The sequence below is a fragment of the Puniceibacterium confluentis genome, assembly GCF_007923445.1.
Taxonomy (GTDB): Bacteria; Pseudomonadota; Alphaproteobacteria; order Rhodobacterales; family Rhodobacteraceae; genus Puniceibacterium; species Puniceibacterium confluentis.
On record NZ_VOJI01000002.1, the window covers coordinates 334,621 to 351,055 of the forward strand.

Consider the following 16,435-nt stretch of genomic DNA (forward strand, 5'->3'; position numbering starts at 1 on the left):
CGGGCCGGTCTGACGGAGAGCATTCTCCGTCCGCATGGGGTCAGGCCAGATCGGCCGGCAGGACATCCGCCGGGATGTTCTGATAGCACACCGGGCGCAGGAAGCGGCGGATCGACAGCGTCCCCACGGACGTGGCACCAAAGTTGGTCGACGCCGGGTAAGGTCCGCCGTGCACCATGGTGTCCGACACCTCGACTCCGGTCGGGAAGCCATTGGCCAGAACCCGGCCCGCCTTGCGTTCGAGCACCGGCAACAGTTTGCGGGCGAGAGCGGCGTCAGCGGCGTCCAGTTGCAGCGTCGCGGTCAGCTGTCCTTCAAAGCCTTTGGCCAGCGGGATCATGTCCTCGGCGCTGTCCACCCGGACCACCAGACCCAGCGGACCAAAGACTTCCTCGCCAAGCGCATGATCCTGAAGATAGTTGGCCGCGTCGGTTTCATACAGCGCCGGTTTGGCGGTCCGCCCTTCATTTTCGTTCACCAGCAGCGGTGCGACGGCATTGCGCCCGTCGAACCGCGCGGTGCCGTCCCGATAGGCCTGGGCGATACCGTCCGTCAGCATCACCTGCGGCCCGACCTGGGCCAGAGCAGCCTTGGCCGCCGCGACAAAGGCGTCCCCCGCGGCGCCCTTTTCGATGACCGCGATCCCGGGATTGGTGCAGAACTGGCCCGCGCCCATGGTCAGCGATCCGGCCCAGCCGGTGCCGATCTCGGCGCCCCGCGCCGTCGCCGCCGCAGGCAGGACAAACATCGGGTTGACCGAGCCCAGCTCGCCGAAGAACGGGATCGGCTCGGGGCGCTGCGCGCACAGGTCGAACAGCGCGCGGCCCCCGCCCAGCGATCCGGTGAACCCGACCGCCTTGATCAGCGGGTGCTGCACCAGCGCCGTCCCCACGTCGCGGCGTCCGCCCTGGATCAGGCTGAACACGCCTTTGGGCATCTTGCAGGACTCGATGGCGGCAAGGATCGCTTCGGCGATGATTTCACCGGTGCCGGGATGGGCCGAATGGCCTTTGACCACAACCGGGCATCCGGCGGCCAGCGCGGCGGCGGTGTCGCCGCCTGCGGTCGAGAACGCCAAAGGAAAATTCGAGGCGCCGAACACGGCGACCGGACCGATGGGGCGCTGCATCATGTACATGTCCGGACGCGGCAGCGGCTTGCGCTCTGGCAGGGCCGCATCGTGGCGCACGTCCAGATAGGCACCGTCGCGGATGTGGGTCGCGAACAGGCGCAGCTGACCGGTGGTGCGTCCGCGTTCGCCCTGAAGCCGGGCCTCGGGCAGGCCCGTCTCCTGGGTGCCGATCTCGGTCACGGCATCGGCGCGGGCTTCGATTTCGTCGGCGATGGCATCCAGGAACGCGGCGCGTTCCTCGCGGCTGGTGTAGCCATAGGTCCAGAAGGCCTCTTCCGCGGCTTCGCAGGCGGCGTTGACCAGATCGACGGTGCCGACGCTGAACTCATGGGCCGGGCCGTTTGCGGGTTCGGATGCAAAGGTCTGGCCCGAGGTGATCCACTCACCCGCGATCAGGTGGTTGCCGTGTGGTTTGAAGATTGCGTCGTCAGTCATAAAATTCTCTCTTTCCTTGGCGCGTCATCCGCGCCCGATAAAAGGCATGGCCGAAGCCATGACCGTCATGAATTGTACGTTCGCCTCTGGCGGCAGGCCGGCCATGTGCAACACCGAAGCAGCCACATGTCCAGCGTCCATCATCGGCTCGACCGCGATCGAACCATCGGCTTGCGGCACGCCTTTGGCCTGCGAAGCAGCCATATCGGTCATTGCGTTGCCGATGTCGATCTGACCGCAATAGATTCCGAAGGCGCGGCCATCAAGAGACAGGCTGCGCGTCATGCCGGTAACCGCATGTTTCGAAGCGGTATAAGCGATGGACCCCGGTCGCGGCACCTGCGCCGAGATCGAGCCGTTGTTGATGATCCGGCCGCCCTGGGGCGTCTGTCGGCGCATCCGCGCAAAGGCCGCGCGGGCACACAGGAACATGCCGGTGATGTTGGTGTCGATCACCCGCCGCCACTGTTCGATGCTTATTTCATCAATCAGCACAGATTTCAGGCCGACTCCGGCGTTGTTGAACAGCGCATCAATCCGGCCCCAGTGCGCACAGGCGGCATCAAAGGCCGCGTCGACCTGATCCGGATCCGTCACGTCGCAGGGCAGCGCCAGCGCCTGGGCCCGGTCCCCGCACACCGCGTCCAGCGCCTCGGCGCGCCGCCCGATCAGCCCGACGCGCCATCCGGCGTCCAGAAACGCCAGCGCCGTTTCCCGGCCAATCCCGGACGAGGCCCCTGTGATGATGATGGTTCTGCCGGTCATTCCTGCCCCCTTGTCATTGCGGTCGCACGGCGGGTGGTAGAGACGTCGTCAGCGGTTCTGCTGCGCGCGCCAGTGCCTGAAGTCTTCGAGCGTCTGTTCCTTTGTCGGGGGGTACAAACCGATGATCGGTACGCCTGCCCGCACCTGGGCAATCACAAAGTCCTCGAAAACTGTCATTTCGGTGGCCTCGGTGGCGACTTCGTCGGCAATGCCCGCCGGGATCACGATGACGCTGTCATCGTCACCGACGACAATATCGCCGGGCCACACCGCCACATCACCGCAGCCGATCGGCACATTCAGGTCCAGCGCCTGATGCAGTGTCAGATTTGTCGGAGACGACGGGCGGGCGTGGTAGGCCGGCATGTCGAGTTCACCAATCGCCATCGAATCGCGAAAGCCGCCATCGGTCACCACACCTTCGACACCGCGCACCTGCAACCGGGTGATCAGAATATCCCCGGCACTGGCGGCGCGGGCGTCCTTGCGGCTGTCCATGACAAAGACATGGCCTTCGGGACAGGCTTCCACACCCTTGCGCTGGGGGTGTTCGGGATTGCGGAACTCGGCCAGGGTATTCAGATCCTCGCGCGCCGGGATATAGCGCAGGGTATAGGCCGGGCCGACCATGTTGCGCCCCTTGCGGGCCACCGGGCGGACATCCTGAATGGTCTGGTTGCGCAGGCCACGTTTGTACAGCGCCGTTGCAAGCGTGGCGACAGACACGTTGCGCAGCTTTTCGCGGGTTTCGGGGTTCATGGAATCGCCTCTCAGATCAGCTTGTTGTCGGTCAGGAAAGCCTGCATCAACGCCTGCTGTTCCCCGGTCAGCGGCCAGGCCGAGGGCGCACGGGTCGGACCGCAGTCCATGCCCAACGTCTGCAGCGCCGCTTTGACGCCGGTGACATTGGTTCCGTTCAGCTCCTGGGCGCGGACGTCCTCGAACACCTTCATATCGGCGATCAATTGGTTGGCCAATCCATAGTCCCCGGCCTCGAGCGCCGCGTGGATCGCCATCGACCGCTCGGGCCAGATATTGATCAGACCAGAGGTGAACCCGCGCGCGCCCACGGCATAAAAGGCCGGTGCCCAGACCTCGGCCAGACCGTCGACCCAGACGATGGCCGGATCACAGACAGCCTTTGCCTCGGCCAGTTTCAGCGGGTTCGGCGTGGCCCATTTCACCCCTTTCACACCCGGCACTTCGCACAGCGCCCGGATGCCCGACACACCGATCGCGTCGTTGCGCAGATACAGCATGATCGGAAGACCGCCCGACGCATCCGCGACCGCCCGGACATAGTCGACGGTGCCGCGCGGACTGACAAAGGGGTCGGGCGGCTGGTGGATCATCAGCGCCGCGGCACCGGCATCAGCCGAGGCCCTGGCCAGACGGCAGGCATCGCGGATGCCACGCCCGACCCCGGCCAGCAGCGGCGTGCGCCCGTCGATCATCCGCGCCACTTCGGCCACCATGGTGCAGGCTTCGTCGGTGGTCAGCGCGTAGAATTCGCCGGTATTGCCATTGACGACCGGCAGATGAATCCCCGCCGAAACCGCCCGGTCGATGATCGGGGCCAGCCGCGCGGGGGCAATATCGCCGGTTTCGTCGTAAGGGGTGACAAGAATGCCGGAAATTCCGGTCAGGGCAGTGTCGAGATCAAGCGCCATCGGTCGGTCCTTTTAGAAAATGTCGGGTTCACCCGCCGCAGGGCCAAAACCCGCTTCGAGATAATCAAAATCGGCGCCCTTGTCCGCCTGGGTCACGTGGCGCGAGAACATCCAGCCCCAGCCACGGGCAAACCGGGCGTCCGGCGCGACCCACGCAGCACGGCGGGCCTCGAGTTCGGCCTCATCCACCAGCATGTCCAGTGTGCGATTGGCCAGATCCAGCTTGACGATGTCGCCGGTCTTCAGCAGCGCCAGCGGCCCGCCGACAAAGGATTCCGGTGCCACATGCAGCACGCAGGCTCCGTAAGATGTCCCCGACATCCGCGCATCCGAAATCCGCAGCATGTCGCGATGACCCTGATTGATCAGCGCCTTGGGGATCGGCAGCATGCCCCATTCCGGCATGCCCGGCCCGCCCTTGGGTCCGGCATTGCGCAGCACCAGAACGGTATCGGGCGTGACCGCAAGGTCTTCGTCGTCGATGGCAGCTTTCATTTCGGGGTAGCTGTCGAAAACCAGCGCCGGCCCCTGATGATTGTAATATTTCGGATCACAGGCGGCGGGTTTGATCACCGCACCGTCGGGGCACAGGTTGCCGCGCAGCACGGCGAGCGAGCCTTCCTTGTAGACCGGATTCGACAATGGACGGATCACGTCGTCGTTGTAGACCTTTGCGCCCTCGAGCGTCTGGCCCAGAGTCTTGCCGGACACCGTCATGGCCGTCAGATCCAGTTTGTCGCCCAACTGCACCATCAGTGCCCGCAGACCGCCGGCGTAAAAGAAATCCTCCATCAGATAGTCCTTGCCCGACGGGCGGACGTTGGCGATCAGCGGAGTCGTGCGGCCCAGCGCATCCAGATCGTCAAGGTTCAGCGCCACCCCTGCCCGGCCGGCCATCGCCATCAGGTGCACAACGGCGTTGGTCGAGCAGCCCGTCGCCATCGCGACCACGGCGGCGTTGCGCATGGAGGCCTCGGTGACAACCTTTTCGGGGGTCAGATCCTCCCACACCATTTCGACGATACGGCGCCCGCAATCGGCAGACATGCGGATATGCCCGGCATCTGCAGCAGGGATCGAAGACGCCCCCGGCAGGGTCAGCCCCATCGCATCGGCGATCGAGGTCATGGTGCTGGCGGTGCCCATGGTCATGCAGGTGCCGTAGGACCGCGCGATGCCGCCCTCGATTCCCAACCACTCCTCGTCGGTGATGTTTCCCGCGCGACGTTCGTCCCAGTATTTCCAGGCATCCGAACCGGACCCCAGGATCTTGCCCGCGTAGTTGCCGCGCAGCATCGGCCCGGCCGGCAGATAGATCATCGGCACCCCGGCGCTGAGCGCGCCCATCACCAGCGCCGGCGTGGACTTGTCGCAGCCGCCCATCAGCACGACACCATCCAGCGGGTGCGAGCGGATGTTCTCTTCGGTCTCCATCGCCAGCATGTTGCGGTAGAGCATCGAGGTCGGCTTGGTAAAGCTTTCGTCCACCGCCAGCGCCGGCAGTTCGACCGGGAAGCCGCCAGCCTGGCTCACGCCCCGCTTGACGTCCTCGACCCGCGTCTTGAAATGCGAATGGCAGGGGCTGAGATCCGACCAGGTGTTCAGGATGCCGATCAGCGGCTTGCCGATGTAGTCGTCGGGTGAATAGCCCATCTGCATCATCCGCGACCTGTGGCCAAAGCTGCGCAGATCATCCGGCGCAAACCACCGTGCGCTGCGCAGATCGACTGCCGCCTTCTTACCGTTTGTCATGGTTCCTCCGGAATATTCCCTGGGGCGATTCGTCGTCGCGCCCGCATTTGTGCTGATTTATGTATACGCATTCATTTCAGAGGGTCAATCCCGAACAATCGCCCGCAACAAGCGGTTTCCAACAAATATACGGCCATATTTCTCAGCGGTGATCGCGAATCTTGACAGACCAACCGCGCCTGTGCCATTTGGGAATGTATACGCATACATAAATGCGTTGCGATGCCTGACGTCAGGCGTCATCCACCCGAGGAGGACAAAGATGACCAACTACATTTCCACCGCAATCGCCGGGCTCAGCCTTGCCATCGGCGTCGCGGCGGCGCTGCCGGCGGCAGCACAGGACCTGCCATCCAACCTGCGCATCGTGATCGGCTCGACCTCGACCGGCGGCGACACCTATCAGAATTCGTCGATCATCGCCGACGCCCTGGCCGCCGAACTGGGCATCAACATCAAGGTTGACGCCGTCGGCCCCGCCGAAGGTTTCAAGGCCCTGGGCCGCGACTCCAGCGGATCGACGATGATGATCTTCCACGACCACGCCTATCTGGGCGAACTTTACGGCGTGCGCGGCTTTGACAACATCTTCGAGGATTACAGGGTCGGGCCGACCGTCTCGATCAATCCCGGCAACGCCTATGCCGTGCCCAAGAACTCGCCCTACCAGAGCATGGACGACATCTTCCAGGCCGCGGCCGATGGCACCCGCGTGCGGGTTGCAATCCAGCCCGGCGGCGTGTCCGAGATCGGCTTTTCCGCGATGAAGAACGCCGCCAGCGTGTTGAACCCCGGCTCCGAGGCGAACATCGTGGCGATGAACACCGGCAGCCAGTCCGACAAGGACCAGCTGCTGTTCGACGGTCAGGCCGATGTCATCAATGCCTCGATCCAGTCAAACGAGCAGTACACCCAGCTGCCCGCCGACGACCAGAAGGCGATGCGCTTTGTCTGGCTGACCGCCCGCGAGGCGACCATCCAGGGCGCGAACCCCGAAGGCATGGGCGCGATGACCCGCGACGACATGCTGAAATACGTCTCGCCTACAACCTCGGTGACGCTGGACGGCAGTGAAGATTTCACCTTCGACAAGGAATTCTTCTTTATCTACAACAAGGACATGGATCCGGCACTGGTCGAGGCGATCGACACGGGCCTGGCGGCAGTGTTCGACAAGGGAGACGTGCAGAACACGCTGAAAGCGTCGTTCTTCATCCCCAACTTCCTGCCGTCTGCCGAAGCACAGGCGCATCTGTCCGAAAAGCGTGCGACCTATGAAAAGGTCATCAGCGCCATCGGCTCTGAATAATACACCCGGGCGGCGCCGGATCCGGCGCCGCCCGAACCCATTCGCCCCCCGAACCCTGCGGAAGGCTCGCCATGTTGTCGTTTTTTGACGTGACGGTCGATTTCGACCGGTCGCACCTTATCTTTCCGATCCTCGTTTCTGCGGTGCTGGCCGTTCTGGGAGCGGTGATCCTTGCCACCCGCCGCGCCGAGATCGGCGCCGCCCTCGCCGCCACGCCGCGCTGGCCTGCGGGCACCGACCGGATGCGTCTGTTCGGCACGGTCGTGCTGGTGATCATCTACTTTCTCGCGATGGAGCGCATCGGCCGCGCCATTCCCAATCGCGGCTTTGGCTTCCTGTTTGCCTCGGCGCCCTTCGTGCTGGCAATCTCGTTGCTCTACATGCACGGCCTTTCCCGCCGCCGCGTTATCATCGCCGTCCTGAACGCAGTGATCGCGCCTCTGGTTGTCTGGTTCATCCTGTCCAGCCTCTTCAACATCTCGCTTCCCTGAAGCCAACCTGCGGGACCTGCCTTATGGACCTCCTTTCCGACCTGACGCCCCTGTTCTTTTTCCTGACCATCGCAGGCACCTTTGTCGGCATAATCTTCGGCGCCATCCCCGGCATGACGGCGACCATGGCGGTCGCGGTCTGCCTGCCACTGACCTATTCCCTGGGGCTGATCAACGGCATGGCGCTGCTGCTGGGCCTGTATGTCGGCGGCATCTCGGGCGGGCTGGTGCCTGCCGTGCTGCTCAACATTCCCGGCACCCCGTCGTCGATCACCACCACCTTTGACGGCTACCCGATGGCGCAACGCGGCGAAGGCGAACGCGCGCTCAAGCTCGGCATCGCCGCCTCGCTGTTCGGCGGCATGTTCAGCCTGCTGATCCTGTATCTCTTTGCCCCGGCGCTGGCGGATTTTGCCATCAAGTTTTCCTACGTCGAGAAATTCCTGATCATCTTCCTCGCGCTGACCGTGATGGCCGCACTGTCGGGCAACATGCTGATCGGTATCTTCAGCGGCGTGTTGGGGATGCTGATCAGCCTGATCGGGGCCTATGACGTGTCGGACGGCGGCAATGGGGAATACCGGCTGATGTTCCCGTTCATGGAATATTACCTCGACAGCGGATTTTCCCTGCTTCCGGTGCTGATCGGCCTGTTTGGCCTGTCAGCCATCCTGATCGAGGCGGAACAGGGCGTGCCCGAGGATTCCAGCCTGTCGAAGATGGAAATATCCCGTTCGACGCCGTTCCGCTGGACCGACTTTGGCGGCCAGTTCATCAATCTGTTCCGCTCGGCGTCGATCGGGACGTTCGTGGGTCTGCTGCCCGGCGTCGGCGGGTCCGCCGCCTCGGTGCTGTCCTACAGCCAGGCCAAGACCTTTTCGAAGACCCCGGAACAGTTCGGGCGCGGCAACCCGTCAGGGGTGATTGCCTCCGAGACCGCCAACAACGGTCTGACCGGCGGCGCGCTGATCCCGCTGCTGTCGCTCGGCATCCCCGGCGACAGCACCACGGCGATCCTGATCGGGGCCTTCACGCTGCAGGGCATCCAGGTCGGCCCGCTGTTCATCGGACAGAATGTCGAGACCTGGAACATGATGATCATCGCCATGCTGGTCGCCAACATCGCCATGTTCGTGATCATGTTCTACGCCATCCGCAACATCTGCAAGGTGGTGACGGTGCCGAAGCACCTGCTGTTTCCGGTGATCCTGATGATGTGCGTGGTCGGGTCCTACACCATCAACTACGGCATCATGTTCGACGTCTGGACGCTGCTGATCTTTGGCCTTGTCGGGTATCTGTTCCACCGCATCGGGCTTGAGGTCGCCCCCTTCATCATCGGCTTCATCCTCGGGCCCTCTGCCGAAGTCTACTTTGTCAAAAGCCTGGAATCCTATGGCAACCTCACGATCTTCTTTACCAAGAGCTGGATCGCGGTGGTGCTCTGGCTGCTGATCATGGGTTCGATCTGGCTGTCGGTCTTTGTCGCGCGCAAGGCGCGGGCCTGAAATCGGGCCGGCGGCGCAGAGGCACCCGATCCGCCTGCGCCGCCGGACTTACATTTTCCGCTCATCTGAGACATTACTGGACCAAAGCACGGCTTACACAGGACAATCCGCATGGCGCGCAAGACAGGAGACACCCCCGGCAAGGCGCGCTCCGTCACCATGTCCACGATCGCGCAGATGGCCGGTGTCACCCAGGCCACCGTGTCGCGTGCGCTCAACCACCCCGAAGTGGTTTCGCCGGACACGCTCGAACGCATCCGCCAGGCCATCGAAGCCACAGGCTATGTGCCCAACCAGCTGGCGGGCGCGCTCGCTTCGTCCAAGAGCCGCATGGTCGCTGCCGTCGTTCCCTCGATCACCAACATGGTCTATTCGGCGCTGATCCATCATTTTATCGAATTGGTCCGCGACGCCGGCTATCAGACCATCCTGGTCGAATCCGGCTTCTCCGCCGAAGAGGAAGAAGCGCTGGTCTCGTCGCTGATTTCCCGCCGGCCGGACGGGATCCTGCTGACCGGCGTGCACCATTCCAACCGCTGCCGCAGCCAGTTGCTGTCGGCCGGGCTGCCGGTGGTCGAGATCTGGGACCTCACCGAAAGCCCGATCGACATCTGCGTCGGCTTTTCACACCACGATGCCGGCGTCGCGGTGGCGCAGTTTGCCCATGACAGCGGTTATCCGACTGCCGCCGTAGTTTCGGCGGGTGACGAACGCGCGCTGCGCCGCAAGACCGCCTTTTGCAAGAGGTTCGGCGCCCTGGGCCACCCTGCCCCGCTCGAGGTGCTGTTTGACGGTCCTGCCAGTCTGGAGCGGGGCCGCATCGCGCTGAGCAAACTGCTGGATCTCGGCCTGAGCGGCGGCGTGATCTTCTGCAGTTCGGATCTGCTTGCCCACGGTTTGCTGATCGAGGCGCAGGCACGCGGGTTGTCGGTGCCCGGGGATTTCGGGGTGATCGGCTTTGGAGATCAGGACTATGCAACCGCCACCATCCCGCCACTCACCACGGTGCGGGTGGACCGCTCGGATCTGGGCAACAGGGCAGCGGATGCGCTGCTGTCGCGGATCCGCAACAACAGCCCGGAAAACCGTTCGATCGACGTGGGTTTCGAGATTGTCGCGCGCGACACCACGCAAACAGCAGATTGAGCCCCCCGCGACTTTGACCCCGGACGCGTGGCAGCTTAGGACTGCAGCATTCCGTTCCCAGAAAGGCGCGCAGTCGGCATGCAGGACCTCCCCCGTACCCTGAGCGAATATTTCGACGTCGCCCGCGCGCGTCTGGCCCCGGGCACTGCCGCCTATTTCCTGAACGGCGCCGGTGCCGAACTGACACTGCACCGCAACCGCAGCGATCTGGAGGCAATTCAGGTGCTGCCCCGCGTGCTGCGCGACCTGCGCGGCGGCAACACGGCGCTGAAACTCTGCGACAGAAATTTTGCCCATCCGATCCTTGTCGCGCCGATGGCCTACCAGACGTTGCTTGATCCCGAGGGCGAAAGCGCCTGTGCCGCCGCCGCGACCGCGCAGGACACCTGCATGGTGCTCAGCGCGCAGGCAGCCCAGCCGATGGACAGGGTGCGCGCCGCCGGCCCCGAGTGCCGCTGGTTCCAGCTTTACTGGCAGGCATCGCGCACAGCGACGATGACGCTGGTCCAGCGTGCGGCGGATGCCGGGTTCGAAGTGCTGATCCTGACGGTCGACGCCCCGGTCAGCGGCGTCAGGGATGGCGAGATCACCGCCGGTTTCGCCCTGCCCGAGGGCGTCGGGCCGGTCAATCTGCAAGGACTGCCCATCCCGCGTTTCGTACCGCTTGGCGACGGGGAATCCGCCCTTTTCGATCGCATCGCCCACATTCTCCCGAACTGGGAGGATGTGGCCTGGCTGTGCGCCAACGCGCCGCTGCCGGTGATCCTCAAGGGCATTCTTGCGCCGCAGGACGCCATGCTGGCGGTGCAGGCCGGGGCCGCCGGGGTGATCGTGTCCAACCATGGCGGACGGGTGCTCGACGGTGCGCCCTCGGCCATCTCGATGCTGCCGGGTGTGGTGGCGCAGGTGAATGGCGCCGTGCCGGTATTGATGGATGGCGGCGTAAGGCGCGGCGTGGACGTGTTCCGGGCGCTGGCGCTGGGGGCGCGGGCGGTGCTGGTGGGCCGACCGGTTGCCTGCGGCCTGGCTGTCGGCGGCGCACTGGGCGCCAGCCACGTGCTGCGCCTGCTGCGCGAGGAACTCGAGGTTGCAATGGCACTGTCGGGCTGTCGCAGACTGGACGACATCACCCCGGACCGGGTGATCCCCCCCGCGCCGCTCAGCCCCGCCGGATCCGGTAATTCAGTGGAATGACCAGCGTAAAGCTGTCACCGGCCAGATGCCCGGGCGGTGTTGGCAACTTTTCCAGGGCATCGAACACCGCCAGTGCCGCCTGATCCAGAAGATCCGACCCCGAGGAAGTTTCCACCTCGCGCGCCAGCACGGCGCCATAGCGGTCGAGGGTGAACGTCACCCGGACCTCTCCCTCGATGCCTTGTTTGCGAGCCGCCTGCGGATACTGCTTGGCCTTGGCGATGCGGACGACCACGGATTTCTGCCAGTCGCTGATGTCCTGCAACTGCTCGGCGCTCAACCCTTCGCTGCGGGCCTGCGCCGTCTCGGCCTCGGCTTCTGCCTCGACGCCCGAGACCGACGCCTGCGCTGCCATCGCCGCCACCGCGCCCAGCGCCGAGGGCTCCAGCACCTGATCCTCGTTGTATTCCGTTGCGGTCTCCTGCGCCCGTTCGGTGACGTCCTCGGCAGAATCCGGGCTTGCCACCGCAAACTTCAACTCGTCATCGTCGACCGCATAGGGCACCTGCGCCAGAATCGGCTCGTCCGCCGCCCTGGCCGGATCGACCACCTCGGCGCTTTCGGTGACGGTGGCCGCCTCTTCGGCCTCGGCGACGGCGCGGCTGTCCTCGCCGGCGTCAGAGGGTGCCGCGATGATGTCGGAAAGATCGAACAGGATCGCGCCCTGGACCCCGGTTTCCTCCCGCGCCACGTCGGGCGGTCGCGCGGTGGTTGCCAGATAGACCACCGGCGGCGCCACATGGGCCGCGGCGCTGACACACACCGCGATCAGCCCGGCCGCCCAGCGCACTGACCCGTCGCGATAGACCAGGCTCATTGATCCGCCGCTGCCGGGGCGACGGCCGCCTCGTCCAGTCCCACCAGACCCACCTTGAGATAACCTTCGGCGCGCAGGACGTTCATCACATTGATCAACTCGCCATAGGGCACGGACTTGTCGCCGCGAATATAAAGCCGTTCGTCGCGGTTCAGCCCCGTGGCGATGCCGACCTCGACAGGTAACGCATCCAGGGTCGTGCCGACCTCTCCGACCGCCAGGGCGAGGTCCTCTTTTATGGTGACAAAGATCGGCTCGGACGGGCGCTGCGGCGCCTCGGCCTCTGCGACCGGCAATTCGACAGGGATATCCACCGTCGACAGCGGCGCCGCCACCATGAAGATGATCAGCAGCACCAGCATCACGTCGATGAACGGGGTAATATTGATCTCGGCGTTTTCAGCAAGATCGTCGTTGCCATCGGTCAGTCGCGCGCCCATGGGATCACTCCGCCGCGCGATGGAAGGCGCGGTGGGGCGGCGCGGCGCGGTCGTCCTGATCTGCCAGATCCAGATCGCGCGACAGGGTGCGCTGCACCAGGGCGGATGCATCGGCCAGCATCCCCCGGTACCCGCCGATTGCCCGCGCGAGAATGTTGTAGAAGATTACCGCCGGGATCGCGGCCACCAGTCCAATGGCGGTGGCCAGCAGCGCCTCGGCAATGCCGGGGGCGACAACCGCCAGATTGGTGGTGTTGGTTTCAGCAATCGAGACAAAGCTGTTCATGATGCCCCAGACCGTGCCGAACAGCCCGATGAACGGCGCGGTCGAGCCGGTGATTGCCAACACCGATGTCCCCGCCCCCATGCCGCGTGCCGCCCCGGCCTCGATCCGGATCAGCGCGCTGTCGGCCCGCTCCTTGATCCCGGTGCCCGCGGCCGTGCCGGAGCGGGCGCGTTCGTCCAGCGCCGCGCGCACCATCACGCCCAGCACACCGCGCCGGTGCAGAAAGACGCGCTCGGCCGGATCGAGACTGCCAAGCCGCTCCAGCCTGCGATAACCGCGCCGCAGACGGCGGCGGGCAAGCGCCAGCGTGATCAGCCTGGCGACAAAGATGGCCCAGACCAGCACCGAGGCGACGGCCAGCGTGACCATCACCGCCTTGACCACGATGTCCGCGGCCTGAAACATGCCGACGGGCGACATATGGTCCTGTCCGGCATTGGCCAGCCAGGCTCCGAGACTGGCGCGCAGGGTCTCCGGCAGACCGGTGGCCTGCGCCACAAGCCCGGCATCCTGCGCCAGAGCCGGGCCACTCAGGGCCAGCAGTGTCGCGGCGGGCAGCCAGAATATCTTGTGCGTGTTCATAGCTCGGTCCAGTGCCGTATCATGTTGTGATAAATGCCGGTGAGACGGACGACATCGCCGTCTTCGGCGCCAACGCGCCCGGCCAGCGCCTGAATGGTCTGGTCCAGATCAAACAGGGTCCGGCGCTGTTCATGCGAACGCACCATGCTTTGCAGCCAGAAGAACGACGACACCCGGGCGCCGCGTGTCACCGGAACCACCTCGTGCAGCGAGGTCGCGGGATAGACCACCATATGACCGGCAGGCAGCTTGACCTCCTGCGTGCCGTAGTGATCCTCGATGATCAGCTCGCCGCCGTCGTACTCGGCGGGATCCGAAAGAAACAGCGTCATCGACAGGTCGGTGCGCAACCTTTCACCGCTGAACGGGTTGACGCGGATCGCATTGTCCACGTGCAGGCCGAAAGTCTCGCCCGCCTCGTAACGGTTGAACATTGGCGGCAGGATGCGCAGCGGCAGCGCGGCGGACAGAAACAGCGGCGTCTGTCCCAGCCTTTGCAGGATGCGCTGGCCAAGGTCGCGGGCGGTATCGCTGCCGGGGTCAAGCTGGCGGTTGCTCTTGACCTGCTGCGACTGCGGCCCGGCGGTCTTTCTGCCGTCTTCCCACGCCGCGCCCTCGAGGGCCGCGCGCAGGGCGCGCACCTCGTCGGGCCCAAAGACTTCGGGGATGGTGATAAGCAAGACGTGGCTCCTTCTTGGCTGAAAAGTGGCGTGTCCAGGGGTCGGCGGGGCCAGGGGGCGGCCCCGCCGGGGGGACTGAGCGCCTAGAACTTCAGTTCCAGGGACGCCCAGATCTCGCGACCGGGGCCGACGTAGGTGAACGGCTCGCCCGAGCGGTAGGCGGTGTCGTAGTATGTCGTGTCGGCCAGGTTATCGACGCCGAAACGAACCGCCGTTGTCCGGTTGATCGCGTAAGAGCCGACCAGGTCGAAGGTCCAGTAAGACGCCAGTTCGTTGCCGTTCGGCGTGGTCGATCCCAGATCCCGTTCACCGGTATAGTTGGCCTGCATCCCCAGCATGAGGTCAGGGCTGACGTCATAGGTCGCCAGCAGGTTGAACTGCTGATGCGCCACATTGGGGATGGCCTGTCCCTTGGCCCCGGCCACATCACTTTCCAGCACGGCGCTGTTCATGAAGACGGCGCCGCCGAACAGTCCGATGCGGTCCGACAGCTTGCCGCTCAGTCCCAGTTCCAACCCGCTGACGCTGTATTTCAGGCTGTCGCTGGTCACCGAGGCGCCACGCGGCCCGACATCTTCGCGGGCATTGGACTTGGTGGTGTGGAACAGAGCCGCTGTCAGCAGCAGGTGGTCGTTCAGTTCATACTTGGAGCCGATTTCGAACGAGGTGTTGCGCTCGGGAGCCAGATCCTCGCCCCCCGAATCCAGTCCGCCGTAAAAGCTGCCGCCCGCTGCGATCTCCTGCCCCATCGGGTTGGTCGAGGTGGCGGCGGCGGCATAGAAGCTCAGATCCGCCCGCGGCTTCCAGGTCACGCCAAGGTTGCCGTTCCACATCACATCGGTCCGGGCATAGTCGGTGCCGCCGCCACTGCGCCGGATGTCGTAGCGATCCACCCGCAGACCACCGTTGACGATCCAGTTCGGCGACAGGGTGACGGTGTCGAGTGCATAAAGCGAAGCCGTCTTGATACGCGTCTTGGTATAATCGTCGCCACGCGAGGCCGATGCCCCGCCCCAACAGTCCGAGGGGTCGGGATTGATCGCCGACACCGTACAGCCGCGCTGCCCGGCAGGCGGTTGGTAATCTTCGGACTGGAGGTTGTCGTATGAGGTGAACCGCACATCCTCGTCCGACAGCCCGAGGCCGATGATCCAGTCATGCGCGCCACCGAACCAGGCGCCTTTGCCGGTCAGTTCCAGATCGTTCGACAGAACTTCCGTCTCCTGGTAGCGGCTCTTGAAACTCAGGCCGACGGTCCAGTCCTCCGGATCGTTCGAACCGTTGTCGCTGACACTGCTGGGGGCGGTCAGAATGTAGTCGTTGACCGATTTCGATGCACGCAGGGTATTGGTAAGCTTGGTGCCCGCCCCCAGATCCCAGATGATCCTCCCGGTTGCGACCTTCTGCTCGACCTCCTGAAAATCGCGGTCGGCAATGCCGTAAAATGTATCGCGATCCACGCCCAGATCGGTCACCGGGCCGGCGTCGATGTCGATTCCGTCACTGGTGTCCCCATCGGTGATATAGGGCACCCCCCAGTCCGGCGTCTGCTCGATCCTGGTATAGGTGTAGTCGCCCTCGACGGTCACCGTGTCGCTCAGCCGGTAGCGCAGCGCGCCGGACAGGCCCTGACGGTCATCAACCAGATCCTCACGACCCGCGACCGCGCCGTCCTGAATCATCCCGTTCAGCCGCAATTGCAGCCTGTCGCTGGCCGCCTGATTGAGGTCAAAGGTCTGGCGCAGGGTGCCGGCGCTGGTCAGCTTGGTCGAGCTTTCGTAAAAATCCACGTCCTGCGGCTTTTTCGTTGCGATGTTCAGCGTCCCGCCGGTTGTTCCGCGCCCGCCGACCGATCCCGCCGGGCCCTTGATGACCTCGACCTGCTCGGTGTTGAAGGTCTCGTGGATCGAGATGCCGGGATCGCGCACACCGTCGACATAGACATCGTTGTTGGCCTTGAAGCCGCGGATATACATGTTGTCGCCAAATGAACTGCCGCCTTCGCCGAAGCCCAGCGAGATGCCGGGCGTGGTGCGCGCCAGCTGCCGGATGCTGGTGGTGCCTTTGGTCTCGATGGTTTCCTGAGTGATGGCGGTGATGGTGCGCGGCGTGTCCAGCACCTCGCCCGGCAGCTTGGCATTTGTCAGCCGGTCCGCCTCCGAAAGGTGAATACCGTTTCATGGTCGTCCGATACGACGTCCAGCGTGCCGTCATGGCCCTTGTCGATC

15 protein-coding genes are annotated in these 16,435 nt (G+C 64.6%); 5 read left to right on the forward strand and 10 right to left on the reverse strand.

Annotated elements, in window-relative coordinates:
* Positions 1 to 40: 40 nt before the first annotated feature.
* The 5 genes from FOY53_RS04250 to araD are packed head-to-tail and all read right to left on the reverse strand — an operon-like array spanning position 41 to position 5,754.
* Positions 41 to 1,567, reverse strand: coding sequence for an aldehyde dehydrogenase (NADP(+)) (locus FOY53_RS04250; RefSeq protein ID WP_146586046.1), 1,527 nt, complete (start codon positions 1,565 to 1,567; stop codon positions 41 to 43).
* A 24-nt stretch (positions 1,568 to 1,591) separates the two neighbouring features.
* Positions 1,592 to 2,332: an SDR family oxidoreductase gene (locus tag FOY53_RS04255; protein ID WP_146586048.1), complete on the reverse strand. Its 741-nt coding sequence runs from the start codon at positions 2,330 to 2,332 to the stop codon at positions 1,592 to 1,594.
* A 48-nt stretch (positions 2,333 to 2,380) separates the two neighbouring features.
* Positions 2,381 to 3,091, reverse strand: coding sequence for a ribonuclease activity regulator RraA (locus tag FOY53_RS04260; protein WP_146586050.1), 711 nt, complete (start codon positions 3,089 to 3,091; stop codon positions 2,381 to 2,383).
* 11 nt (positions 3,092 to 3,102) lie between these two features.
* Positions 3,103 to 4,002, reverse strand: a complete 900-nt coding sequence (locus FOY53_RS04265; RefSeq protein WP_146586052.1) for a dihydrodipicolinate synthase family protein — start codon at positions 4,000 to 4,002, stop codon at positions 3,103 to 3,105.
* Positions 4,003 to 4,014: 12 nt separating this feature from the next.
* On the reverse strand, positions 4,015 to 5,754 hold the full coding sequence (araD, locus tag FOY53_RS04270) for an L-arabinonate dehydratase (RefSeq protein WP_146586054.1): 1,740 nt from the start codon (positions 5,752 to 5,754) through the stop codon (positions 4,015 to 4,017).
* Between the two features lie 262 nt (positions 5,755 to 6,016).
* Here araD and FOY53_RS04275 point away from each other — a divergent pair, with 262 nt between their 5' ends.
* From FOY53_RS04275 to FOY53_RS04295, 5 genes are all read left to right on the forward strand, one after another.
* Positions 6,017 to 7,063 (forward strand): type 2 periplasmic-binding domain-containing protein, encoded by a 1,047-nt coding sequence (locus FOY53_RS04275; RefSeq protein WP_146586056.1) that lies wholly within the window; start codon positions 6,017 to 6,019, stop codon positions 7,061 to 7,063.
* Between the two features lie 71 nt (positions 7,064 to 7,134).
* The gene (locus tag FOY53_RS04280; RefSeq protein ID WP_146586058.1) at positions 7,135 to 7,554 is read left to right on the forward strand and encodes a tripartite tricarboxylate transporter TctB family protein; all 420 of its coding nucleotides are present in this window, start codon (positions 7,135 to 7,137) and stop codon (positions 7,552 to 7,554) included.
* Positions 7,555 to 7,577: 23 nt separating this feature from the next.
* A complete protein-coding gene (locus tag FOY53_RS04285; RefSeq protein ID WP_146586060.1) occupies positions 7,578 to 9,062 on the forward strand; it encodes a tripartite tricarboxylate transporter permease in 1,485 nt (494 codons plus the stop codon).
* A 111-nt stretch (positions 9,063 to 9,173) separates the two neighbouring features.
* A complete protein-coding gene (locus tag FOY53_RS04290) occupies positions 9,174 to 10,208 on the forward strand; it encodes a LacI family DNA-binding transcriptional regulator (protein ID WP_222435219.1) in 1,035 nt (344 codons plus the stop codon).
* Positions 10,209 to 10,286: 78 nt separating this feature from the next.
* The gene (locus FOY53_RS04295; RefSeq protein ID WP_146586062.1) at positions 10,287 to 11,402 is read left to right on the forward strand and encodes an alpha-hydroxy acid oxidase; all 1,116 of its coding nucleotides are present in this window, start codon (positions 10,287 to 10,289) and stop codon (positions 11,400 to 11,402) included.
* Here the strand turns inward: FOY53_RS04295 and FOY53_RS04300 are convergent.
* The 5 genes from FOY53_RS04300 to FOY53_RS04320 form a co-directional block, all read right to left on the reverse strand.
* Positions 11,368 to 12,219, reverse strand: coding sequence for an energy transducer TonB (locus FOY53_RS04300; protein ID WP_146586064.1), 852 nt, complete (start codon positions 12,217 to 12,219; stop codon positions 11,368 to 11,370). The two genes, FOY53_RS04295 and FOY53_RS04300, sit on opposite strands and share 35 nt — an antisense overlap.
* Positions 12,216 to 12,659 (reverse strand): biopolymer transporter ExbD, encoded by a 444-nt coding sequence (locus FOY53_RS04305; RefSeq protein ID WP_146586066.1) that lies wholly within the window; start codon positions 12,657 to 12,659, stop codon positions 12,216 to 12,218. The genes FOY53_RS04300 and FOY53_RS04305 overlap by 4 nt, the downstream gene beginning before the upstream one ends.
* Positions 12,660 to 12,663: 4 nt before the next feature.
* On the reverse strand, positions 12,664 to 13,527 hold the full coding sequence (exbB, locus tag FOY53_RS04310) for a tonB-system energizer ExbB (protein WP_146586068.1): 864 nt from the start codon (positions 13,525 to 13,527) through the stop codon (positions 12,664 to 12,666).
* On the reverse strand, positions 13,524 to 14,207 hold the full coding sequence (locus FOY53_RS04315) for a Fe2+-dependent dioxygenase (RefSeq protein ID WP_146586070.1): 684 nt from the start codon (positions 14,205 to 14,207) through the stop codon (positions 13,524 to 13,526). Before FOY53_RS04315 ends, exbB begins: the two co-directional genes overlap by 4 nt.
* Before the next feature lie 83 nt (positions 14,208 to 14,290).
* Positions 14,291 to 16,327 carry a TonB-dependent receptor gene (locus FOY53_RS04320; protein WP_246107278.1) on the reverse strand — a complete coding sequence of 679 codons (2,037 nt, stop codon included), beginning with the start codon at positions 16,325 to 16,327 and terminating at the stop codon, positions 14,291 to 14,293.
* Positions 16,328 to 16,435: the final 108 nt, after the last annotated feature.